Source organism: Parasalinivibrio latis (assembly GCF_036825535.1).
Lineage (GTDB): Bacteria > Pseudomonadota > Gammaproteobacteria > Enterobacterales > Vibrionaceae > Parasalinivibrio > Parasalinivibrio latis.
In genome coordinates this window covers 960,825-984,145 of the sequence record NZ_CP098812.1, presented here as the reverse complement: position 1 = coordinate 984,145, position 23,321 = coordinate 960,825, and the positions used below count along the sequence as shown (strand labels likewise).

At 52.6% G+C, this 23,321-nt stretch carries 21 protein-coding genes and 8 tRNA genes; 26 read left to right on the top strand and 3 right to left on the bottom strand.

Annotation, left to right across the window (positions count from 1 at the left end; translation table 11 throughout):
- Positions 1 to 137 precede the first annotated feature (137 nt).
- Together pth and ychF are read left to right on the top strand one after the other, a co-directional pair.
- Complete coding sequence (gene pth / locus NF212_RS04810; RefSeq protein WP_434359318.1) at positions 138 to 728, top strand: aminoacyl-tRNA hydrolase; 591 nt, start codon at positions 138 to 140, stop codon at positions 726 to 728.
- Positions 729 to 752: 24 nt separating this feature from the next.
- Positions 753 to 1,844 carry a redox-regulated ATPase YchF gene (gene ychF, locus NF212_RS04805; protein ID WP_054676055.1) on the top strand — a complete coding sequence of 364 codons (1,092 nt, stop codon included), beginning with the start codon at positions 753 to 755 and terminating at the stop codon, positions 1,842 to 1,844.
- Here the strand turns inward: ychF and NF212_RS04800 are convergent.
- Positions 1,834 to 2,109: a hypothetical protein gene (locus tag NF212_RS04800; protein WP_434359315.1), complete on the bottom strand. Its 276-nt coding sequence runs from the start codon at positions 2,107 to 2,109 to the stop codon at positions 1,834 to 1,836. The two genes, ychF and NF212_RS04800, sit on opposite strands and share 11 nt — an antisense overlap.
- A 49-nt stretch (positions 2,110 to 2,158) precedes the next feature.
- Between NF212_RS04800 and NF212_RS04795 the strand changes: the two genes are divergently transcribed.
- The 9 genes from NF212_RS04795 to NF212_RS04755 all read left to right on the top strand — a co-directional run bounded on the left by NF212_RS04795 (position 2,159) and on the right by NF212_RS04755 (position 4,807).
- Positions 2,159 to 2,235 (top strand) — tRNA-Met (locus tag NF212_RS04795).
- A gap of 5 nt (positions 2,236 to 2,240) precedes the next feature.
- Positions 2,241 to 2,327 (top strand) — tRNA-Leu (locus NF212_RS04790).
- A gap of 66 nt (positions 2,328 to 2,393) precedes the next feature.
- A tRNA-Leu gene (locus tag NF212_RS04785) sits at positions 2,394 to 2,480 on the top strand.
- 59 nt (positions 2,481 to 2,539) lie between these two features.
- Positions 2,540 to 2,626: transfer RNA gene (locus NF212_RS04780), tRNA-Leu, on the top strand.
- Between the two features lie 61 nt (positions 2,627 to 2,687).
- A tRNA-Leu gene (locus NF212_RS04775) sits at positions 2,688 to 2,774 on the top strand.
- Positions 2,775 to 2,780: 6 nt separating this feature from the next.
- Positions 2,781 to 2,855 (top strand) — tRNA-Gln (locus NF212_RS04770).
- 44 nt (positions 2,856 to 2,899) lie between these two features.
- Positions 2,900 to 2,976: transfer RNA gene (locus tag NF212_RS04765), tRNA-Met, on the top strand.
- 59 nt (positions 2,977 to 3,035) lie between these two features.
- Positions 3,036 to 3,122 (top strand) — tRNA-Leu (locus NF212_RS04760).
- A gap of 197 nt (positions 3,123 to 3,319) precedes the next feature.
- Positions 3,320 to 4,807: a protein adenylyltransferase SelO gene (locus NF212_RS04755; RefSeq protein WP_434359313.1), complete on the top strand. Its 1,488-nt coding sequence runs from the start codon at positions 3,320 to 3,322 to the stop codon at positions 4,805 to 4,807.
- Positions 4,808 to 4,819: 12 nt separating this feature from the next.
- On the opposite strand, the gene NF212_RS04750 is transcribed toward NF212_RS04755, so the two are convergent.
- Positions 4,820 to 5,977 (bottom strand): 2-octaprenyl-3-methyl-6-methoxy-1,4-benzoquinol hydroxylase, encoded by a 1,158-nt coding sequence (locus NF212_RS04750; RefSeq protein WP_434360827.1) that lies wholly within the window; start codon positions 5,975 to 5,977, stop codon positions 4,820 to 4,822.
- Between the two features lie 268 nt (positions 5,978 to 6,245).
- On the opposite strand from NF212_RS04750, the gene miaB reads away from it, so the two are divergent.
- From miaB to lnt, 5 genes are all read left to right on the top strand, one after another.
- Complete coding sequence (gene miaB / locus NF212_RS04745) at positions 6,246 to 7,670, top strand: tRNA (N6-isopentenyl adenosine(37)-C2)-methylthiotransferase MiaB (protein WP_434359311.1); 1,425 nt, start codon at positions 6,246 to 6,248, stop codon at positions 7,668 to 7,670.
- A gap of 64 nt (positions 7,671 to 7,734) precedes the next feature.
- On the top strand, positions 7,735 to 8,811 hold the full coding sequence (locus NF212_RS04740; protein WP_434359309.1) for a PhoH family protein: 1,077 nt from the start codon (positions 7,735 to 7,737) through the stop codon (positions 8,809 to 8,811).
- Positions 8,811 to 9,275, top strand: a complete 465-nt coding sequence (ybeY, locus tag NF212_RS04735) for an rRNA maturation RNase YbeY (RefSeq protein WP_434359307.1) — start codon at positions 8,811 to 8,813, stop codon at positions 9,273 to 9,275. The genes NF212_RS04740 and ybeY overlap by 1 nt, the downstream gene beginning before the upstream one ends.
- Positions 9,276 to 9,357: 82 nt before the next feature.
- Positions 9,358 to 10,224, top strand: a complete 867-nt coding sequence (gene corC, locus NF212_RS04730) for a CNNM family magnesium/cobalt transport protein CorC (RefSeq protein WP_434359305.1) — start codon at positions 9,358 to 9,360, stop codon at positions 10,222 to 10,224.
- A 7-nt stretch (positions 10,225 to 10,231) separates the two neighbouring features.
- On the top strand, positions 10,232 to 11,782 hold the full coding sequence (lnt, locus tag NF212_RS04725) for an apolipoprotein N-acyltransferase (protein WP_434359303.1): 1,551 nt from the start codon (positions 10,232 to 10,234) through the stop codon (positions 11,780 to 11,782).
- 79 nt (positions 11,783 to 11,861) lie between these two features.
- Here lnt and NF212_RS04720 read toward each other — a convergent pair whose 3' ends face one another.
- Positions 11,862 to 12,350, bottom strand: a complete 489-nt coding sequence (locus tag NF212_RS04720; protein WP_434359301.1) for a zinc ribbon-containing protein — start codon at positions 12,348 to 12,350, stop codon at positions 11,862 to 11,864.
- A gap of 107 nt (positions 12,351 to 12,457) precedes the next feature.
- Here NF212_RS04720 and leuS point away from each other — a divergent pair, with 107 nt between their 5' ends.
- The 10 genes from leuS to ybeD all read left to right on the top strand — a co-directional run bounded on the left by leuS (position 12,458) and on the right by ybeD (position 23,258).
- Positions 12,458 to 15,031, top strand: coding sequence for a leucine--tRNA ligase (gene leuS, locus NF212_RS04715; protein WP_434359299.1), 2,574 nt, complete (start codon positions 12,458 to 12,460; stop codon positions 15,029 to 15,031).
- Between the two features lie 15 nt (positions 15,032 to 15,046).
- Entirely contained in the window at positions 15,047 to 15,694 is a 648-nt protein-coding gene (lptE, locus tag NF212_RS04710; protein ID WP_434359297.1) for an LPS assembly lipoprotein LptE, read from the top strand.
- A complete protein-coding gene (holA, locus tag NF212_RS04705; RefSeq protein ID WP_434359295.1) occupies positions 15,691 to 16,716 on the top strand; it encodes a DNA polymerase III subunit delta in 1,026 nt (341 codons plus the stop codon). Before lptE ends, holA begins: the two co-directional genes overlap by 4 nt.
- Positions 16,717 to 16,837: 121 nt before the next feature.
- Positions 16,838 to 17,155 (top strand): ribosome silencing factor, encoded by a 318-nt coding sequence (rsfS, locus tag NF212_RS04700; protein WP_434359293.1) that lies wholly within the window; start codon positions 16,838 to 16,840, stop codon positions 17,153 to 17,155.
- 4 nt (positions 17,156 to 17,159) lie between these two features.
- Positions 17,160 to 17,630: a 23S rRNA (pseudouridine(1915)-N(3))-methyltransferase RlmH gene (gene rlmH, locus NF212_RS04695; protein ID WP_434359291.1), complete on the top strand. Its 471-nt coding sequence runs from the start codon at positions 17,160 to 17,162 to the stop codon at positions 17,628 to 17,630.
- Between the two features lie 6 nt (positions 17,631 to 17,636).
- Positions 17,637 to 19,544, top strand: coding sequence for a penicillin-binding protein 2 (mrdA, locus tag NF212_RS04690; RefSeq protein WP_434359289.1), 1,908 nt, complete (start codon positions 17,637 to 17,639; stop codon positions 19,542 to 19,544).
- The gene (gene rodA / locus NF212_RS04685; RefSeq protein ID WP_434359287.1) at positions 19,544 to 20,665 is read left to right on the top strand and encodes a rod shape-determining protein RodA; all 1,122 of its coding nucleotides are present in this window, start codon (positions 19,544 to 19,546) and stop codon (positions 20,663 to 20,665) included. The genes mrdA and rodA overlap by 1 nt, the downstream gene beginning before the upstream one ends.
- Complete coding sequence (locus NF212_RS04680; RefSeq protein ID WP_434359285.1) at positions 20,665 to 21,477, top strand: septal ring lytic transglycosylase RlpA family protein; 813 nt, start codon at positions 20,665 to 20,667, stop codon at positions 21,475 to 21,477. The genes rodA and NF212_RS04680 overlap by 1 nt, the downstream gene beginning before the upstream one ends.
- Before the next feature lie 193 nt (positions 21,478 to 21,670).
- Positions 21,671 to 22,843, top strand: coding sequence for a serine hydrolase (locus NF212_RS04675; RefSeq protein ID WP_434359283.1), 1,173 nt, complete (start codon positions 21,671 to 21,673; stop codon positions 22,841 to 22,843).
- A gap of 145 nt (positions 22,844 to 22,988) precedes the next feature.
- Complete coding sequence (gene ybeD / locus NF212_RS04670; protein ID WP_434359282.1) at positions 22,989 to 23,258, top strand: DUF493 family protein YbeD; 270 nt, start codon at positions 22,989 to 22,991, stop codon at positions 23,256 to 23,258.
- The last annotated feature ends 63 nt before the right edge of the window (positions 23,259 to 23,321 follow it).

The window sequence follows — 23,321 nt, the reverse complement described above, 5'->3', positions numbered from 1 at the left end:
TGATAGCATACGCGCTCTGTAACGACAGCATACGCACGCCGAAATTTATCGGACAGACGTTAAATGGAGCAAACAAAGCTGCAGGGTTTTGTTTATCAGCGTAAAAATGCTTGTGCGCTAAAACGTCGAGAAGCAACGTGACTAACAACATTCGATTGATCGTTGGCCTGGCTAACCCTGGCCCGGAATACGCAAAAACCCGCCACAATGCGGGAGCCTGGGTCGTCGAAGAGCTGGCCCGCCGCCACAATATCTCGCTAAGGGAAGACAGCAAATATTTTGGCTTTACCGGTCGCCTTACCATTGGTGGTCAGGATGTCCGGCTGCTTATTCCAACAACATTTATGAACCTTTCCGGTAAAGCGGTGGCAGCCCTTGCCCGTTTCTACCAGATTGCCCCGGAGGAAATCCTGGTCGCTCATGATGAGCTCGACCTGCCCCCGGGCGTTGCCCGCTTCAAAAAAGGCGGTGGTCACGGCGGTCATAATGGCCTGCGTGACATTATTGCCAAGATGGGCAACAACAAGGAGTTTTATCGCCTTCGGGTTGGCATAGGCCACCCAGGAAGCAAAGAAAAGGTCGCCGGATTCGTGCTGACCAAAGCACCTGCTGCAGAGCAGGCTAATATTGATGGTGCCGTGGATGAAGCCGTGAGATGTCTCGACATCCTGTTCACCGACGGACTGGCGAAAGCACAAAATCGCCTGCACACCTACAAAGCAGACTAGTTCAACCATAGGGGTTTCCAACACATGGGTTTTAAATGCGGTATCGTTGGCCTGCCCAACGTCGGTAAATCAACGTTGTTTAACGCGCTGACCAAAGCGGGCATTGAAGCTGCGAACTTCCCTTTCTGTACCATTGAGCCAAACACTGGTGTTGTTCCTGTGCCAGACCTGCGTCTTGATGCTCTGTCAGAAATCGTTAAGCCGCAACGCGTCCTGCCTACCACTATGGAATTCGTAGACATCGCCGGCCTGGTTGCCGGTGCATCTAAAGGTGAAGGCCTGGGTAACAAGTTCCTGGCAAACATCCGTGAAACCGACGCCATTGGCCACGTTGTCCGTTGTTTCGAAAACGACAACATCATCCACGTCGCAGGCAAAGTTGATCCAGCAGATGACATCGAAGTTATCAACACTGAGCTGGCACTTGCTGACCTGGATACCTGTGAGCGTGCCATTCAGCGCCAGGCAAAGCGAGCTAAAGGCGGCGACAAAGACGCTAAGTTCGAAATCGAAGTACTGGAAAAACTGCTTCCACACCTGGAAGAAGGCAACATGCTGCGCGCTGTTGAGCTGACAAAAGAAGAAAAAGCAGCGGTTTCTTACCTGAACTTCCTGACCATGAAGCCAACCATGTACATCGCTAACGTTAACGATGACGGCTTCGAAAATAACCCATACCTGGATCGCGTACGCGAAATCGCCGAAGCAGAGGGTGCTTCTGTCGTTGCCGTGTGTGCCGAGATCGAAGGTGAAATTGCAGAACTGGATGCTGAAGAAGCTGAAGTGTTCCTGGAAGAAATGGGTCTGGACGAACCTGGCCTGAACCGTGTTATCCGTGCAGGTTACGAGCTGCTGGAGCTTCAAACTTACTTTACCGCTGGTGTGAAGGAAGTACGTGCATGGACAGTTAACGTAGGTTCAACTGCGCCACAGGCTGCAGGTAAGATCCACACTGACTTCGAAAAAGGTTTCATCCGCGCTGAAGTTATCGGCTACGAAGATTTCATCAACTTCAAAGGTGAAGCGGGTGCAAAAGATGCCGGTAAATGGCGTCTGGAAGGTAAAGAATATATCGTTAAAGACGGCGACGTTATTCACTTCCGCTTCAACGTATAAAAATCGGTACTTTTATCGACAAAGCCGGTGCCAGCGCACCGGCTTTTTTGTCCCTCAGCATAAATTCCTCCACCTGAAATCCTTTTTCACCTCCTTGCCACCTCGGGTTTGCCAGCCTTCCACATAAAAACATGCTCTTTAGCCTGATTAGACAAACATCAGTTTTTGCCTCATTCGACACCCGTTCGCGCACTTTCGCAGCAAACGGAAAAAATCCGCGATTTTTGCAAAAAAAACCGTTGACGGCATGGTGCCATATCAGCATAATTCGCTCCGCACCGACGGGGAGGCAACTTCTCAGAGGGAAAGCAAATGGCTACGTAGCTCAGCTGGTTAGAGCACATCACTCATAATGATGGGGTCCCCTGTTCAAATCAGGGCGTAGCCACCAAGAATGCGGCGGTGGCGGAATTGGTAGACGCGCTAGCTTCAGGTGTTAGTGTCCTAACGGACGTGAGGGTTCAAGTCCCTCCCCCCGCACCAATTCATGGGCAGCTTTCTCTTCAGGTGATGTGAGCGGACACATTAAAACTGCAACAATCTGGTAATGCGGCGGTGGCGGAATTGGTAGACGCGCTAGCTTCAGGTGTTAGTGTCTTAACGGACGTGAGGGTTCAAGTCCCTCCCCCCGCACCAAACACCAGATTGACAACAAGGTTCTCGTTCCTTAAAAACGAATGCTTATCCAGCAAACTGCGGCGGTGGCGGAATTGGTAGACGCGCTAGCTTCAGGTGTTAGTGTCCTAACGGACGTGAGGGTTCAAGTCCCTCCCCCCGCACCAAGCTGCTGGTTAAGAAAAAAAGGTTTTTCGTTATCCTTAAAAACGACGCTGTTCTCGGTATGCGGCGGTGGCGGAATTGGTAGACGCGCTAGCTTCAGGTGTTAGTGTCCTAACGGACGTGAGGGTTCAAGTCCCTCCCCCCGCACCAAACTACTGGGGTATCGCCAAGCGGTAAGGCAGCGGGTTTTGATCCCGCCATTCCCAGGTTCGAATCCTGGTACCCCAGCCACTTTCTTCTGATGTGCTGATTCCTTAGCATGACAGAAACACGATGGCTACGTAGCTCAGCTGGTTAGAGCACATCACTCATAATGATGGGGTCCCCTGTTCAAATCAGGGCGTAGCCACCATATCAAAGACTTGATTTGGTGCTTTGATAGGTTACACGGTAACCACACAATTTGACGATGCGGCGGTGGCGGAATTGGTAGACGCGCTAGCTTCAGGTGTTAGTGTCCTAACGGACGTGAGGGTTCAAGTCCCTCCCCCCGCACCACCTCTTTTGAGGCAAACGACAAAGCTCACTTTTCAGTGGGCTTTTTACGTTTCTGGGGAACAGCCATGAACACCTTTTGTTCCCCTATCAAAAAAAAGAGTCCCTCCCTATCAAAACAAGACATGCTTCCAATTAGCCTCCCTGAACGACGGTTGCTATAGTCGGTTAAGGATTTGCCTCTGCTAAAGGAAGAAACGTTGTCAGCTAACCTCTCCAACCCGGTAACACTCCAAATCTATTCAAATCTGCCGGAAGGGTTCTATATTCCTATGCCTCCCTCTCAGCCGACCTCTCCTGCACTTGTCGAACTGAACACACCGCTGCTGGAAAGTTATGGCGTGAGCGAAGCGTGGTTTCACTCCGAAGACGGCATCGGCTTTCTTTCCGGGAATCACGAATACCAAGGAGCATCCCCTCTGGCGATGGCATATTCTGGCCACCAGTTTGGGCACTGGGCTCCAGTACTGGGTGATGGCCGGGCACATATGCTGGGGCAACTGGCGACAGCCGATGGCCGTTTTGTTGATATTCAGCTGAAAGGCTCCGGCCGCACTCCGTTTTCACGCGGCGGTGACGGCAAGGCAACCTTGGGTGCCGTGATCCGGGAATACCTCATCAGTGAAGCAATGGCAGGCCTGGGTATCCCGACAACCCGAACACTGGCTTTGCTGACAACGGGTGAGCAGATAATCCGTGATTTCCGCCATGTTCCCGGCGCCATCCAGGTACGGACTGCCACCAGCCACCTCCGTGTCGGCTCTTTTCAGTACGCGCATTCCCGGCTCGGGAAAGACGGCGTCCAGGCACTGGCTGATTTTGCAATTGAACACCATTTCCCTGCATTGAAAGACCGAAATGACCGCTACGCTGCATTTCTGCATGAGGTGGGACAGCGACAGGCATCACTTATCGTAAAGTGGATGCTGAGCGGCTTTATCCATGGCGTGATGAATACGGATAACATGTCCATTGTCGGTGAGAGCATTGACTTTGGTCCCTGTGCCTTTATGGATGAATTCAAATCCGGCAAGGTGTTCAGTTCCATCGATGCGGCCGGGCGTTACGCATGGAACCAACAGGCCGCCGTTGGCTACTGGAACCTGCAGCGTCTGGCAGAAACACTGCTGGAGCTGATTGATGAAGACAGCCAGAATGCCGTCGCCATAGCGCAAGAACAGGTCGATGCCTATATTCCCCGCTTCCAGCATGCTTTCCGGAGCGGGCTGAAAGCAAAACTCGGTATCGTGGATGAAACACCAGAAACAGATGACTTCCTTGATTCAGTACTGCCATTGCTGGAAGCGGAAGAAATCGACTTCACCCTGTTTTTTGACCTGTTGACGGAAGTGGCATCAGGTGAAATCGGGAACAAGTCAGAAGAAGAATGGCTTTCACTGTTTACCCAAACCGGGGCTGGCCCCAACTGGCTGGCAAAATGGCAATCCCTTCGCAGCAAAAGTTCATCTGCTATTGCCGCAATGCGCAAAGCCAACCCCAAGCTCATCGCCCGCAACCACCAGGTTGAACAGGCAATCAGTGAGGCCATGGAGAAAGACGACCTAACACTTTTCCGCAGGCTTGCCGAAGCCCTTCGCAACCCTTATGCAGTCAGTGAACAGAACCGGGATTTATTAGTCCCCCCTCAACCGAAAGAGCGGGTACTGAGAACTTTTTGCGGAACGTGACCGGGATGGGGCTTACAGCCCCATCGCATATTTAAGTACCTGCTTTTTCAACAGGCTGCTGTTTTCCGCCACCTTGAGGCCGACATTTCGTAATACATTCAATGGTGCCAGGGAGTTGCTGAACGTCTTGTAGAACACATCCATACCACCTTGCATTAAGAGGTTGTCGGGACGTCGGCGCAATTCATACCGTTTGGCAGCGCCATCAACGTCTTTTATACCCTCACCTGAAAGCACATCCACCAACACTGCCACATCCTTGAAGCCAAGGTTCACCCCCTGACCGGCCAGGGGATTGATGGTATGGGCAGCATCACCAACGATAATGACGCCATCATTGCTGTATTGCTGGGCGTGGCGGCGAACCAGAGGGAAACTGCCTTTCCCGGTTACCCTGAACGGCCCCATCTCATGGGGAAAATGGGCGTCAATTTCAGCTTCCAGTTGGGTATTGGACATGGCCGAGAGCTGACGGATACGTGCCGGGCTGTCATACCACACCAGTGATCCATGGTACCCGTGCAGCGGCAGGAAGGAGCGAGGGCCGTCGGGGGTAAACCATTGCCAGGTAATGTCCTGCTGGGGATATTCGGTATCAATGTTGATGAGCATACAGTGCTGGCGGTAATCCCAGGCAGTGAGGCCGATACCGGCATAATCACGCACCCGTGAGTTGGCACCGTCTGCCCCAATGAGCAGCGGCGACGCCAGTACCTTTCCGTCGGCAAGGTGTACGCGGTGGGTGCTCCCTTCTTTACCAAAATGGTCTATCACCGCGGGGGCAAACACCTTCAGCGTGGCCTGGCTGTTAAACTGCTGCCAGATGCCAAGTTGGATCAGGCGGTTTTCGATGATGTAACCAAGTTCATCCTTACCCAGCTCATCACAGGAGAAACGCAGGCGACAATCCGGGTTGTCCCAGGTTTCAAGGCGGCGGTAAGGGCAAACTCGTGTCTCCCGAATGGTTTCCCATGCTCCCAGATCGTCGAGAAGGTTAATGGATGCCGGTGAAATGGCGGAGACGCGGAGATCCATAGGATCTTCTGCATCATAAGCCTTTGGGGTTTCACGTTCTACAAGTGCCACTTCCCGCCCCTGACGGGCAAGGCCAAGGGCAACAGCGGCACCGACCATGCCACCGCCAACCACTATTGCGTCAAACTGTTCCATCATCATATCTCTCTGAAGTACCGACTCATTCTACCGCCCGGAACAGAGAAATCGACCCGGATTTAGCGCATAATCCGGCTGTCGACACAAAAACCCTACCTCAAGCACGGCTGTAATTCGCTGGCATGGACAAATCGAAAGCAGTAAAATACGCGGCTTGCTGATCAGTAAGGCCGTATAATCCGCATTTGTATGCAAATATTCACGCGCCAACTGGTCATTGCGAAAGCATTGTCGTACCAAAAATCACATATGGGCACCAAGTTACATGGCTAAGAAACTGCTTATCAAAACCTGGGGCTGCCAGATGAACGAATACGATTCATCCAAGATGGCAGACCTGCTCAACGCCAATGGTGGTTATGAGCTCACCGAAGAACCGGAAGAAGCGGATGTCCTTCTGCTGAACACCTGTTCCATCCGTGAAAAAGCACAGGAAAAAGTGTTTCACCAGCTTGGTCGCTGGAAGACGCTGAAAGACAAAAAGCCTGATCTGGTTATCGGTGTTGGCGGCTGCGTAGCCTCTCAGGAAGGCGACCACATTCGTGAACGTGCGCCATATGTGGACGTGATCTTTGGTCCGCAAACCCTGCACCGCCTGCCGGAAATGATCGCCAAGTCACGCGATGATGAAATGCCGGTGATGGACATCTCTTTCCCTGAGATTGAGAAATTCGACCGTCTGCCTGAGCCTCGCGCTGAAGGCCCGACTGCCTACGTATCCATTATGGAAGGCTGCTCAAAGTACTGCACTTACTGCGTGGTTCCTTACACCCGCGGTGAGGAAGTCAGCCGTCCGCTGGATGACGTACTGTTTGAAATTGCACAGTTGGCTGACCAGGGCGTGCGTGAAGTTAACCTGCTGGGCCAGAACGTAAATGCTTACCGTGGCGAAACCCACGACGGCGAAATCTGCTCATTCGCAGAACTGCTGCGTTACGTGGCGGCTATCGACGGCATCGACCGTATCCGCTACACCACCAGCCACCCAATCGAATTTACTGACGACATCATTGAAGTCTACAAGGACACCCCTGAACTGGTGAGCTTCCTGCACCTGCCGGTGCAGAGCGGTTCAGACCGCGTCCTGACCATGATGAAGCGCCCGCATACCGCGATCGAGTACAAGTCCAAGATCCGCAAACTGCGTGCCGCCCGTCCGGATATTCATATCAGCTCCGACTTCATCGTAGGTTTCCCAGGTGAAACCGAGGAAGACTTCGAAGCAACCATGAAACTGATCCGCGATATCGACTTCGATATGAGCTTCAGCTTTATCTTCTCTCCACGTCCTGGCACACCTGCTGCAGACATGCCGGATGAAACACCGGAAGAAGAGAAGAAAGAACGCCTGTACAAGCTTCAGCAACAGATCAATACTCAGGCTCAACGCTACTCTCGCCAGATGCATGGCACCGTTCAGCGCGTACTGGTTGAAGGCCCATCCAAGAAAAACCTGATGGAGCTTCGTGGCCGTACTGAAAACAACCGCGTTGTGAACTTCGAAGGTTCACCTGAACTGATTGGCCAGTTTGTTGACGTAGAAATCGTTGAAGCGTTGCCAAACTCCCTGCGAGGCGTCATTGTACGTACAGAGAGTGAAATGGAACTGCGCATTGCCGTGTCTCCTTCAGAGTTGATGGCGAAAACACGCAAAGAAGATGAACTTGGCGTTAGCGTATATACTCCGTAAGAGACGTAACTCAAAATTGCTTAGCGGTGCCCACAGTGGGCACCGTGAGTAAGTGAGGATTGAATTGAACAAAATCACCACGCTTGAACTGGATCTCGAACCCGCAGATAACTTCCGCCTGTCCAACCTATGTGGCCCATTTGATGACAACGTCAAACAACTTGAACGCCGCCTGGGTGTAGAAATCAACTACCGTGGCAACCACTTTACCGTGGTAGGACAACCACATACGGCAGAAGCTGCCCTTTCTATTCTTACCGCTCTTTATGTTGAAACCGCCCCGGTGCGCGGCAAGATGCAAGACATCGAACCGGAAATGATCCACCTGGCGATCAAAGAATCCGGCGTGCTGGAGCAGACGACCGAGTCGTCCATCCCGTACGGTAAGGAAATCAACATCAAGACCAAGAAAGGGGTGATCAAACCACGTACCCCGAACCAGGCACAGTACATCGCCAACATGGTGACACACGACATCACCTTTGGTGTCGGCCCGGCTGGTACAGGTAAGACTTACCTTGCCGTTGCTGCCGCTGTCGATGCTCTGGAACGTCAGGAAATCCGTCGTATCCTGCTGACCCGCCCAGCGGTGGAAGCGGGTGAAAAACTGGGTTTCCTGCCAGGTGATCTGTCACAGAAAGTGGATCCGTACCTTCGACCGCTTTACGATGCCCTGTTCGAGATGCTCGGTTTTGAGCGTGTTGAAAAGCTGATTGAGCGCAACGTGATTGAAGTGGCTCCGCTGGCTTACATGCGTGGCCGTACCCTTAACGACGCCTTTATCATCCTCGACGAAAGCCAGAACACCACGGTGGAGCAAATGAAAATGTTCCTGACCCGTATCGGCTTTAATTCCCGCGCAGTGATTACCGGTGACGTGACGCAGATTGACCTGCCACGCAACACCAAATCCGGCCTGCGCCATGCCATTGAAGTACTGGCAGACGTTGAGGAAATCAGCTTTAACTTCTTCCAGGCCAATGACGTTGTACGCCACCCAGTGGTTGCACGTATCATCCAGGCCTATGAAGTGTGGGAAACCGAGGATGCCCGCGACCGCCGTGAAGCGCAACAGCGCCGCCAGCAGGAACAACTGGCAGCCAGGGCGGCAATCTCTGACCCACAAGAACAGGAATCCTGATGGAATACATCATCGATCTGCAGCTGGCCTGTGAAAATGAAGCCGGCCTGCCGGATGCAGAGCAGCTGCAAAACTGGTTCGAAGCTGCAGTCAAGCCTTACCGTGAGAGTGCGGAAGTCACAATCCGTATTGTAGACGAAGAAGAGAGCCAGTCCCTTAACCGCGACTACCGTGGAAAAGACAAGCCAACTAACGTTTTGTCATTCCCGTTTGAAGCCCCACCGGGTGTAGAACTGGATCTGCTGGGCGACCTTGTTATCTGCCGTCAGGTGGTTGAACGGGAAGCAGATGAGCAGAAAAAACCTGTTTTTGCCCACTGGGCTCACATGGTCGTGCACGGCAGCTTGCATTTGCTGGGTTACGACCATATTGAAGACGATGAAGCAGAAGAGATGGAAGCCCTTGAGGTGGAAATCATGGAAGGTATGGGTTTTGAGAACCCCTACGCTGCTGACTTTGCTTAATTAAAACCCATTCAAATAATTGCATTGGGCATTATTGACTGGTACAAGATTTATCCCTAACTACGTTGAGTAAAAAACACTGATGAGTGACGACAATTCGCAAAGTACTGAAGGTCCGAGTCGGAAGGGCTTTTTCGGCCGAATCGGACAGCTGTTCCAGGGCGAGCCAAAGGATCGCCAGGCACTGGTAGACGTTTTCCAGAGCTCTGAAGAAAACGAATTGATTGACCATGAAACACGCGACATGCTCGAAGGCGTGATTCAAATTGCTGAGATGCGGGTACGTGACATCATGATCCCTCGCTCCCAAATGGTTACCATCGAGCGCTGCCAGCCACTGGAAGAGATTGTTGACATCCTGGTCGATGCCCAACACTCCCGCTACCCTGTCATCAGCGATGACAAGGACCACGTTGAAGGTATTTTGTTGGCTAAGGACCTGCTTCGCTACCTGCGTTCAGACTCCGAGCCTTTCAGCTTTGAAAAAGTCATTCGCCCTGCAGTGGTGGTGCCTGAAAGCAAACGGGTTGACCGCTTGCTTAAAGAATTCCAGGAAGAGCGTTACCATATGGCTATCGTTGTCGACGAGTTCGGCGGTGTTTCCGGCCTGGTAACCATTGAAGATATCCTGGAAGAAATCGTTGGCGAAATCGAAGACGAATACGATGAAGACAACGAACAGGACTTCCGCCAGCTCAGCAAACACACCTACTCGGTGAAAGCGCTGACCACTGTCGAAGATTTCAACGAAAAATTCGGCACAAACTTCAGCGATGAAGAAGTAGACACCATCGGCGGTATTGTGATGACCGGCTTCGGCCATCTTCCGGCCCGTGGTGAAGAAGTAGACATCGAAAGTGTCCACTTCAAGGTTACCGCGGCAGACAGCCGCCGGGTGATCCAGCTACAGGTAACTGTTCCGGATAAAACGATACAGGAAACGGCGTAATACCCTGATGCCAAAAGCAGTATTCGATACCTTAAAGCGGCCCTTAGTGGCCGCTTTTGTTGGCGCGCTATCCACATTCGGATTTGCCCCTTACAAGTTGTGGCCAGCCACACTGGTTTCAGTGTGTGTCCTCTTTGTGTTGCTTCACCGGCAAAGCTGGAAAAAAGCGGCATGGATTGGTTTGGCCTGGGGACTGGGGCAATTTGGCTCCGGGATCTGGTGGGTCCATGTCAGCATAGACAATTTCGGCGGGCTGCCAAAACCGGCCAGCGTAGGCCTGATGTGCCTGCTGGTAGGTTACCTGGCTCTGTTCCCTGCACTGTTCAGCGGGCTGCTGAACCTGTCATCCCGTATTACTCCGGCTGTACGATACCTGCTTTTGGCTCCGGCCCTGTGGCTTGCCATAGACTGGCTGCGCGGATGGCTGTTTACCGGCTTCCCGTGGCTCTGGATTGGCTACAGCCAGACAGAAGGCCCACTAGCCCCTCTTGCCCCGATACTTGGCGTAGAAGGCATTACACTGGCTCTCACAATGGTTGCCGGGGCAGTGACCCTGCTTCTTCTCCAACGTAAGTGGTGGGCGCTGGCCGTCCCGCTTGTTATCGGCGGCGCAACTTACTGGGCCGGGCAGCAAACTTGGGTGACACCGCAGAATGACCTGCGAACCAGTGTAGCCCTGATCCAGGGAAATATCCCACAGGCGGTAAAGTGGCTGCCCAGCCAACGCTGGCCTACCCTGATGAAATACTTCGATCTCACCCGCCAAAACTGGGATGCAGACATCATTGTGTGGCCCGAAGCTGCTGTACCAGCGCTGGAGCGTGAAATCCCAACGTTCCTGTCAAACCTGGACAATGCTGCCCGTCGCAATAACACGGCGCTGATTACCGGCATCCTTGACCAGAATGACAAGGGACAGTTTTTCAACAATGTGATGGTACTGGGTGACAACGGGGCCAAAGACTACACCTACCCTGGCGCAGTGGTTTACAGTAAGCACCACTTACTGCCATTCGGAGAGTTCGTACCATTTGAAGATCTGTTGCGGCCGTTAGCCCCTATCTTCAACCTTCCAATGTCGTCATTCTCACGAGGGAAGTTCGAACAGCCCAACCTAGACGCCAAGGGGCATAAGTTAAGCACAGCGCTTTGCTACGAAATCGCCTTCAGTGATCAGGTTCGCAAGAATACCCACAAGGACACGGATTTTATCCTGACGCTTTCGAATGATTCCTGGTTCGGCCGTTCAATTGGCCCGATACAGCACCTGGAAATCGCCCAGATGCGGGCACTCGAGCTTGGCAAACCGGTTATCCGGGCGACCAATAATGGCGTTACTGCCGTGATCGGCAGCAATGGCCGGATTCAGGCTTCCATCCCGCAGTTTGAGACTGCTGTATTGAGAACGGATGTCGTGCCAACACGCGGCCTGACGCCGTACGCGCGTTTTGGCAGCCTGCCGTTGTATATCTTCAGCGGGTTCGCACTGCTGCTGAGCCTGATAGCCGCCTGTTTCCGCCGACAGCCGCAAAGTAAAGCGGCTGCGGAGCAGCAATAACGCAAAAACGGCACTCCAGGGTGCCGTTACTTTACCTATCTATATTTTTTTGGCAGGAACCTTATCCGCCAGAAACCTATCAAGGGTCCAGCGGTTTCCTGCCAAACTGGGTACCGCCACATTTTACGCACGGCTCAACAATACCTACATGATTGTGCTCAACCCGGTTTCCGCATTGCTCACAAATCAGTGTACCCAGCCCGACAACCTCCCCGGCCTGATATACACCGTGGTGATGGATATCTTCCAGCACCTCACGCCACTCCAACTGGGTACGGTCCGTAATTTCCGCTAACTGCTGCCATAAACTGTCAGCAATCAGGTCCTTAAAGGCGCCGGAAACCACTTCATCCCCATCCTTCGCTGTTTGGTATCCTTCACCAAACGTCTGAACATCCCTTTTAAAATAGGCTTCGATTAAAGCCAGTTCGTCCTTGGTCATGTCACTCGCGGCATTCAGGTATTTTTCTGAAAGCTCTACCCAACGCTGAAGTTCTTCAGGGCTGTTTTTGAGTGCTTCAGAAATCCTGTCGACAATGACCTGATACTCGCGTTTTTGACCAGACATACACCACCTCTGCTTTAAGCTATTGTTGACGGTTGTCCCTTTCGTTATTCTATGCCGATTATCACAAAACAATTTCCATCTATCTCACAATTTCCCGGATGTCATCAATGCAAGAACAATACCGCCCACAGGACATTGAACAGAAAGTTCAAAAGCACTGGCGCGACCAGGGCACCTTTAACGTAAGTGAAGACGAAAACAAGGAAAAGTTCTACTGCCTGTCAATGTTCCCTTACCCAAGTGGCCGCCTGCATATGGGCCACGTGCGCAACTACACCATCGGTGATGTCATCAGCCGATTCCAGCGCCTGCAAGGTAAAAACGTTCTGCAGCCAATTGGTTGGGATGCATTCGGCCTGCCTGCAGAAGGCGCTGCAATCAAGAATAAGACAGCGCCTGCCAAGTGGACATACGAAAACATCGAATACATGAAGGGCCAGTTGCAAATGCTGGGCCTCGGTTACGACTGGGATCGTGAAATCGCCACCTGTACCCCTGAATATTACCGCTGGGAGCAGGAGTTCTTCACCAAGCTGTACAACAAAGGCCTGGTATACAAGAAGACATCTTCCGTTAACTGGTGTCCGAACGACCAGACCGTACTGGCTAACGAGCAGGTTCACGAAGGCTGCTGCTGGCGTTGTGACACCCCGGTTGAGCAAAAAGAGATCCCACAGTGGTTCATTAGGATCACTGAGTATGCTGATGAGCTGCTGAGCGACATCGACAATCTGGAAGGCTGGCCTGAAATGGTTAAGACCATGCAGCGCAACTGGATCGGCCGTTCAGAAGGTGTTGAGCTCTCTTTCGACGTAGAAAACGGCGAGAAGCTGACTGTTTACACCACTCGCCCAGACACCCTGATGGGCGTCACTTATGTGGGTATTGCAGCCGGTCACCCTCTGGCGACCCAGGCAGCAGAAAACAATCCTGAGCTGGCTGAGTTCATTCAGGAATGCCGTAATACCAAGGTTGCCGAAGCTGAACTGGCTACCATGGAAAAGAAAGGTATGGCTACCGGCCTCTATGTAACCCATCCACTTAACGGCCGCAAAGTACCTGTTTGGGTCGCTAACTTCGTACTGATGGATTACGGTACAGGTGCAGTTATGGCTGTTCCTGCACACGACCAGCGCGACTACGAGTTTGCTACCAAGTACGGCCTGGACATCGTACCGGTTATCAAGCCTGCTGACGGCAGCGAGCTGGATATTTCAGAAGTGGCATACACCGAAAAAGGCGTACTGTTCGATTCCGGTGAGTTTGACGGCCTGGCGTTCCAGGACGCGTTCAACGCTATCGCTGCCAAGCTGGAAGAAGAAGGTAAGGGCCACAAGACGGTTAACTTCCGTCTGCGTGACTGGGGCGTATCACGACAGCGTTACTGGGGCGCACCAATCCCAATGCTGACCACTGAAGACGGCGAAGTAGTACCTGTGCCTGCTGACCAACTGCCGGTTATCCTGCCGGAAGATGTGGTAATGGATGGCGTACAGAGCCCAATCAAGAGCGACAAGAGCTGGGCTGAGACCGAATTCAACGGCCGCCCTGCACTGCGTGAAACCGACACTTTCGATACCTTTATGGAATCAAGCTGGTACTACGCACGTTACTGCTCACCAAAAGCCAACGAAATGCTGGACAGCGATGCTGCAAACTACTGGCTGCCTGTAGACCAGTACATCGGCGGTATCGAACACGCTTGTATGCACCTGTTGTACTCACGCTTCTTCCACAAACTGCTGCGTGACGAAGGCATGGTTCAGAGTGACGAGCCGTTCAAGCGCCTGCTGTGCCAGGGCATGGTTCTGGCAGATGCGTTCTACTACCTGGACGAAAGCAACGTACGCCAGTGGGTGTCTCCAACTGACGTAACTGTTGAGCGTGACGACAAAGGCCGTATTACCAAGGCTGTCGATAACGAAGGTCATGAAGTGGTTCACGCAGGCATGACCAAGATGTCGAAGTCCAAGAACAACGGTATCGACCCTCAGCTGATGGTTGAAAAATACGGTGCTGACACCGTCCGCCTGTTCATGATGTTCGCGTCACCTGCTGACATGACCCTGGAATGGCAGGAGTCTGGCGTAGAAGGTGCCAACCGCTTCCTGAAGCGTGTATGGCGCATGGTATTCGAGCACGTGGCAAAAGGTGCAACTGAAGCCCTGGACGCTGCAACATTGAACGGTGACCAGAAAGCACTGCGCCGCGAAGTCCACAAGACTATCGCCAAGGTGACTGATGATATTGGCCGCCGCCAGACCTTCAACACCGCGATCGCTGCGATCATGGAGCTGATGAACCGTCTGCAAAAAGCGTCTCAGGAAACCGCCCAGGATCGCGCGATCATGGACGAAGCCCTGAAAGCGGTAGTTCGTATGCTGGCCCCTATCACCCCACACGTCAGCTTTGAAATGTGGGAAGCGCTGGGTGAAAGCGATATCGACAGTGCAGTATGGCCTGTAGCCGACAACGCCGCCATGGTTGAAGATGAAAAGCTCATCGTGGTTCAGGTAAACGGTAAACTGCGTGCCAAGCTGACTGTGGCTGCTGATGCAACCCAAGAGCAGGTAGAAGCAGTAGCAATGCAGGACGAAAACATTGCTAAAAACATCGATGGCAAGACAGTTCGCAAGGTTATCTACGTACCGGGCAAACTGCTTAACATCGTTGCCAACTAATCATCAGGAGCAGTGGTGAAAGCAATCAAACTGATGCTGAGATCCCTGCTGGTAGCGGTGGCCGTTCTGGCCACCGCCTCTTGCGGTTTCCAGTTGCGTGGCAGCTACAACCTGCCGGATGAAATTCAAAACCTCTCTCTCACCAGTTTCGACCAATACAGCCAGCTCACCCGCAAAATGTACGAAGTCCTGCGTCTGCATGACATCAAAATCGTACCGCCGGGATCGACTGTGGCAAATCTCAACCTGACCGGTGAAAGCTGGGGTGAACGTACCCTCTCGCTGTACCAGAACAGTCGTGTGGCTGAACAGGAATTCAACTATGTTGCCAGCTACCGGGTTACCATCCCGGAAAAAGGCAGCTACACCTTCAGAGCGACAGTAAGCCGCAATTTCCTCGATAACCCCCTGACCGCGCTGGCAAAGTCGGTTGAGCAGGAGATGTTGGTGGAAGAAATGCGCAACGAGGCTGCCCAGCAAATAGTGCGACAGCTTGCCCGTCTGAATGCCGATATTGAAGACTTTGAAGCCAACAAAGCGGCAGAAGAAGCACTGAAAGAGCAGCCGGTTACTGACGGTTCGCCTAAGATCGAAGTTAAAACCCGTACCCCGGATGCCAAAAAGGCAACGGATGCCCAAGGCGACAACAAAGAGACGCCATGAGAATCTATCCGGAACAGCTTTCCCAGAGCCTCGAAAAGGGGCTGCTGGGATGTTACCTGCTTTTTGGCAGCGAACCGCTCCTCAAACAGGAAAGTAAAGAACAAATCCGCCATGCTGCCAAAGCCCAGGGATTTGACGAAATCCACCGCTTTAACATCGACGCCCAGCTGGATTGGGACCAGGTGTACGACTGCTGCCAGGCACTGAGCCTATTCTCCAACCGCCAGGTTATTGAGTTAACTGTCGGTGAAAACGGCCTGAACACCAACCAGGCCAATGCACTGAAAGCCCTGGCCCCACAGTTGAACCCGGATATTCTGCTGGTTATCGATGGCCCCCGACTGAACAAAAAGCAGGAGTCAACCCAATGGTTTACCCTGTTCAACAAGTTGGGGACGTACATACCGTGTAATACCCCGGAACCGCAGCACCTGCCACGCTTTGTGGATGCACGGTGCAAAAAACTTGGCCTGAGGCCTGACCGTGAATCCATCCAGTTGCTGTCCCAATGGCACGAAGGCAACCTGCTTGCCCTCTCACAGAGCCTCCTGAAGCTGCAGTTGCTCTATCCGGATGGTGTACTGACACTGCCGCGTATCCAGGAAGCACTGTCACGCCACAACCACTTTACACCGTTCCAGCTGGTCGACGCCTTCATTGCCGGTCAAGGCAAGCGGGCTGTCCGCATCCTGGGGCAGCTTGAAGCTGAAGGCACTGAAGCCACCATACTACTGCGCATTATCCAGAAAGAGCTGGTCCAGCTTTACAAAATGCAGGAAATGGCGGTATCAGGCATCCCCCACGCCAAAGTGTTCGACCAGTTCCGGGTTTGGCAAAACCGCCGCCAGCCAACAGCGTCTGCCCTGCAGCGTCTGCCCCTTGCCCGCCTTGGTGGCCTTATCCACCAACTTGCGGCAATTGAGGTGTCTGTCAAAACAGATTACGACACTTCTCCGTGGCCGGCTCTCCAGGCATTGGTCATTGAACTGTGTACAGGTCAGGCGGTCTTACCCACAAACTGATCCGCTTCACAACTGACGTCAGCGGGGTGTTAGAATTAGTCATTCGCACCCTACAGTCATTGACTGAAACCGTAACTGACTTAAGATCTCCCTACTGGGATAAGTAAATACGAGGTTCCATTTGCTGCAAGAACAACTCCACCTCTTCGTCGCTGACAAAGCCGATGACATGAAAGCCGAAGACATCGTCACTGTCGATGTACGCGGTAAATCCAGCATCACTGATTACATGGTTGTCTGTACCGGAAACTCCAAGCGCCATGTAGCTTCCATCGCTGAACACGTCATGGATGAAGCACGTGCCGCCGACGTTGATACCCGGGGCTCTGAAGGAGAGCGTGAAGGTGAATGGGTTGTGGTTGACCTTGGTGACGTGATTTTCCATGTCATGCAGCAGGAACAACGCGACATGTACCAACTTGAAAAACTCTGGGCCTGATTGAATGAAAATACAGCTGATTGCTGTCGGCACCAAGATGCCGAAATGGGTTGAGCAGGGTTTTGAGGAGTACCGTCGCCGCTTCCCGCATGACATGCCACTCGAACTGATTGAAATCCCTGCAGGCAAGCGTGGCAAAAACGCTGATATCGCCCGCATCCTTGAAAAAGAAGGCGATGCCATGATGGCTGCCTGTGGAAAGGGAAACCGTATTGTCACACTGGATATCCCAGGCAAACGCTGGGATACCCACGAACTTGCAGACCAGCTCGATCGCTGGAAGCTTGACGGGCGCGACGTATCCATCCTGATTGGCGGCCCGGAAGGTCTTGCACCTGCCTGTAAGGCAGCGGCTGAGCAAAGCTGGTCACTGTCACCGCTTACCCTGCCACACCCCCTGGTTCGCATTGTCATGGCGGAAAGTCTCTACCGCGCCTGGAGCGTCACAACCAACCACCCTTACCACCGGGAATAAGTATCGATGAAGCACAAGCGCACACCGATACGTGACCATACTGCTGAAGCGCGGCTGTTTGCCAGCCGCGCCCTGATTTCGTTCCTCGGCATCGTTGCCATGGTGACCCTGCTTTTGGTCAACCTGTACAACCTGCAGGTTGTCGATTTCCAGGACTACAAAACCCGCTCCAATGACAACCGTATCAAGGTCGTCCCCATTGCTCCCAACCGTGGCCTGATTTACGACCGGAACGGTAACCTGCTGGCTGAAAACCGCCCGGTATTCTCCCTGGAAGTGACGCCCGAGCAGGTTAAGAACATTGATGACACCATTGCCGAACTTCGCAAGCTCATCACGATCTCTGACTCAGAGGTCAAATCGTTCAAGCGCGATGTCCGCCGTTCCCGCCGCTTCAAGGCTGTTACGCTGAAAAGCCAGCTCAGTCAGGAAGAAGTCGCTGTTATCTCGGTCAACCAGTACCACCTTCCCGGTGTAGAGGTAAAAGGCTACCTCAAGCGTTACTATCCGTACGGAGCCGCCCTAACCCACGTTCTCGGCTATGTAGCAAAAATCAATGACCGCGACATCGCCCAGCTTGAACGTGAAGACAAGATTAACAATTACCGGGCAACACGTGATATCGGCAAACTCGGTATCGAAAAATACTACGAAGGGATGCTCCACGGCACTGCAGGTTACCAGGAAGTAGAAGTTAACAGCCGCGGCCGGGTTATCCGCACCCTGAAATACGTCCCGCCAGTTTCGGGCAAGGACATTGTCCTTAACCTGGATATTAACCTTCAGCTCTACATTGAAGAGTTGCTCGGCAACAAACGCGGGGCAGCTGTCGTCATCGATCCAAAAGACGGCAGTGTACTGGCAATGGTATCCAGCCCAAGTTATGACCCGAACCTCTTTGTCCACGGCATCTCCGGCAAAGACTACCGGGGACTGCTTAACGACAAGAACCGTCCGCTGGTAAACCGCACCACGCTGGGCATCTACCCGCCGGCATCAACGGTTAAACCGTTTATAGCCGTGTCAGCACTGCAAGATGGGGTGATCACCCGCAACACAGTGCGGAATGATCCGGGTTACTGGCGCTTGCCGAACTCCAAAACCCGTCCATTCCGTGACTGGAAAGCATGGGGGCACGGAAAAGTTGAAGTCCTTAAATCCATTGAGGAATCTGTCGACACATTCTATTACCAGATAGCCTATGATATGGGTATAGACCGCCTGTCCACCTGGATGAATAAGTTCGGTTTTGGTGATTACACCGGTATCGACATCTATGAGGAAAGCAAGGCCAACATGCCGACACGCGAATGGAAGGTAGCCCGTTACCGCACACCGTGGTACCAGGGAGACACCATCCCGGTAGGTATCGGTCAGGGATACTGGACAGCGACCCCAATGCAGATAGCCAAGGCAACGTCGGTACTGGTCAACCACGGCAAGGTTTACCCGCCTCACCTGCTGCGCGCTATTATCAGTGACGGCAAGGAAGATGTTGTCCCGGTAGAACCTTACCCGCCAATCCAGGGGGTCAGCGAACGGAACTGGGATACAGCACTCAAAGGGATGGAGATGGTCAACCACGGAAAGACGGGTACTGCGCGCAGGGCCTTCCATGGTGCACCTTATCTGAGCGGCGGGAAATCCGGTACGGCTCAGGTCTTTGGCCTAGGAGAGGATGAGAAATACAACGCGGAAGAGATTGCCGAACACCTGCGTGACCACGCACTGTTTACCGGCTTTGCACCATTCAAGCACCCTGAAGCCGTGGTTTCTGTCGTACTTGAAAACGCCGGTGGTGGCTCAAGCCACGGTGCGCCGATTGTCAGGAAGATCTTTGACTACATACTTCTGGACAAAGACGGCAAACTTAAATCCGACACTACACAGGATGTGACGAAAAAGGCGGGCTAATGAACTTCATGGCGGTGACCGGGCAAAAGAAAACCTTGATGGAAAAACTTCACCTGGATTTCCCCTTGTTGCTCGGCATCCTGGCACTCCTGGGTTTTGGCCTCGCCATTATCTGGAGTGCCAGCGGCCAAAGTGAAGCCATGATGAACCGCCAGCTTATCCGCCTTGGCCTCGCGTTTGGGGTGATGTTTGTTCTGGCCCAGATTCCACCCAGGCAATACGAGTTCTGGTCCCCTTACCTTTTCTTCCTCGGTGTTATCCTGCTGGCAGCAGTCCTTGTTGTCGGTGAAACGGCAAAAGGTGCCCAGCGTTGGCTCAACCTCGGCTTTGTCACCTTCCAGCCCTCTGAGATGATTAAACTTGCCGTCCCGTTGATGGTCGCCAGGTACATTGCCCGCGAGCCGCTCCCTCCCACTTTCAAGAGGCTGATCATCGCACTGGTGCTGGTTTTCCTGCCCACCATTATGATCGCCAAGCAGCCGGATCTCGGTACCTCCATCCTGATTGCCGCATCCGGGATCTTCGTGCTGTTCCTCTCAGGTATTTCCTGGCGTCTCATCATCGGCGCAGCTTCCCTGCTCGGAGCCTTTATCCCGGTACTGTGGTTTTTCCTGATGCATGACTACCAACGTACCAGAGTGCTGACGCTGTTTAACCCGGAATCGGATCCGCTCGGTGCGGGGTACCACATCATCCAGTCGAAAATTGCCATCGGCTCAGGAGGCGTCGGAGGTAAAGGCTGGCTACAGGGGACACAATCCCAGTTAGAGTTCCTGCCGGAGCGCCATACGGACTTTATTTTTGCAGTGATTGCCGAGGAGTGGGGCCTGATGGGTGTCGCCTTTCTGCTCTCCCTGTATTTATTTATCATCGGACGGGGACTTTGGCTCGCCTCACAGGCGCAAACTGCTTTTGGCCGGATGGTAGCAGGCAGTATAATGCTGAGTTTCTTTGTTTATGTATTCGTGAACATCGGTATGGTCAGCGGCATACTTCCTGTAGTTGGTGTCCCGCTTCCCCTGGTCAGTTATGGTGGCACTTCAATGGTGACCCTGATGGCCGGATTTGGCATCCTGATGTCGATTCACACTCACCGTAAAATGTTATCCAGGGCTAATTAATGCGATATCTGATTCTGATCCTCTCTCTGCTGCTGGCTGCCTGTGCCGACAATAACAGCCGTTACAGCCAGACAAACGATGAAGCACCTGAGAGTGTACCGGACCTTTCCCATATAGAAGATGCGCAGCCACGCTATGAGCCCTACAGCCTTCAGGGTAACAGGGATTACACGGTGAACGGGCAACGCTACCAGGTGGTTAAAACACCGGGTGAGTTTGCACAAAAAGGCATTGCATCCTGGTATGGCAAAAAGTTCCATGGCCACCTGACCTCAAATGGCGAAGTCTATGACATGTTCTCCATGACTGCTGCGCACAAGACCCTGCCGCTGCCAAGTTATGTAGAAGTCACCAACCTCGACAATGGCAAAAAAGCTATCGTTCGGGTTAACGACCGCGGTCCATTCCACGAAGGCCGGATTATCGACCTAAGCTACGCAGCAGCGACCAAACTCGGTGTGGTAGCGACTGGCGTGGCAAATGTAGAAATTCACCTGCTTCACCCGGAAAAGCCCCAGGATCCGAAAGAATGGCAAACAAACCGCAGCGAAGCGTTTTTTGTCCAGCTCGCCGCGCTGTCCGATGAAGCCAAGGCACGCCGCACTGCTGCCGAGTTGGGCAAATCGCTCAACCTCCCTACCGATATTGTAAAAAAAGGCGACGTATGGCGTTTGCGCTTTGGCCCCTACCAGGATCAGGATTCAGCCCGTGCTGCGCTGGATGTTGCCAAACGCAACAAGTTTACCGGTGCTTTTATCGTCACTGAAAAAATCAGCACCGAACAAACAGACAAAACTGTTGTCACTAACTAAGTGAAGAATTAGCCCGTTATTCTGTGTGAGAATATTTCTGCGTGTTTCCGGCTGTCAGGCTGACGTAAAAAATCGCCGCGCGGCGCGCATAAACACACAGATAAACGGGCCTCAAGGCTGCCCATGGGGAATCATTCTGATATAGTGGGCGGTAACTGATTTCTAGGGATATTCCGGACCAAGAAACATCATTATGAAAAAAACCATAGCATTTCTCCGATCCATTGTGATTTCTACTGCTTTTGTAGCATCCGCTGCAGCTGTTGCCGCGCCAAATGTGGTGCCGGAGCCACCGCAAATTGCGGCTAAAGGCTACATTCTGATGGATTACCATTCAGGCAAAATTCTTGCTGAAAAGAACGCCGACAAACGCACCCCTCCAGCAAGCCTGACAAAAATGATGACCAGCTATGTAATTGGTCAGGAAATGTTGCGTGGCAATATCTCACCAGATGATGATGTTGTAATCAGCAAAAATGCCTGGGCCAAGAATTTCCCTGGCTCTTCAAAAATGTTTATCGAAGTAGGCACCACAGTTAAAGCCGGTGACCTGAACAAAGGTATCATCATCCAGTCTGGTAACGACGCCTGTGTTGCCATGGCGGAACATGTGGCCGGTTCAACCGACGCGTTTGTTGACCTGATGAACGCCTGGGCCAAAACGCTGGGCCTGACCAACACCCACTTTACCAACGTTCACGGCCTGGATAACCCGAACCTGTACTCTTCACCACATGACATGGCGAAGCTGGCTCAGGCTCTGATCCGCGATGTACCGGCAGAGTTTGCCATCTACAAAGAGAAATCTTTCACCTATAACGGCATTACCCAGTACAACCGTAACAGCCTGTTGTGGGACAAGAGCCTGAACGTTGACGGCCTGAAAACCGGTCACACTAACAACGCTGGCTACAGCCTGGTTTCTACAGCAACGGAAGGCAAGATGCGCCTGATTTCTGTTGTTATGGGAACCGACAGCCCTAACGCACGTAAAGCAGAGAGCAAAAAACTGCTTAACTACGGCTTCCGTTTCTTCGAAACCCTGTCTCCACACAAAGCCAACGAAACCTTCGTGAAAGAGCGCGTTTGGATGGGTGACAAGGAAGAAGTGGCACTGGGCGTAACTGAAGACACTTATGTCACTGTCCCACGCGGCAGCGCCGATGAGCTGAAAGCCAGCTTTGTCCTGAACAAGACGCTGGAAGCACCTATCAAGAAAGGTGAAGTGGTCGGTAAAATGTTCTACCAATTGGATGGCAAAGACATCGCTGAGTACCCACTGGTAGCACTGGATAACGTGAACGAAGGCAGCATCTTCAGCCGTCTGGTTGACTACATCATCATGTTGTTCAAGAGCTGGTTCTAAGCCTGGGTTCTTGAAGAAACAGCTATAGAAAACGGCGGCCACACTGGCCGCCGTTTTCTTGTTTTTACCCCCTAACAGCGATACTATTTCGGCCCTTGCCAACCAGAGAATTACAGCCATACTTGCTGTAAACGGAGCATAATCAATGCAAGAACAACCGAAATTGAAAGACCTGCTCGAGTTTCCTTGCGACTTTACGTACAAGGTAATGGGTCACGCTAAACCTGAGCTGCCTGATCTGGTTCTGGAAGTCATCCAACGCCATGCACCAGGTGACTACAGCCCTAGCATCAAACCTAGTGCAAAAGGCAACTACCACTCAATCTCTATCACGATCAACGCCACCTCGATTGAGCAGGTTGAAAACCTTTACAAAGAGCTGGGTGAGATTGAAATCGTCCGCATGGTTCTCTAAACCTCAGACGAAACACCTCAATATCCCCACGAATGACGGCTGTTAATCCAGCCGTCTTTCCTT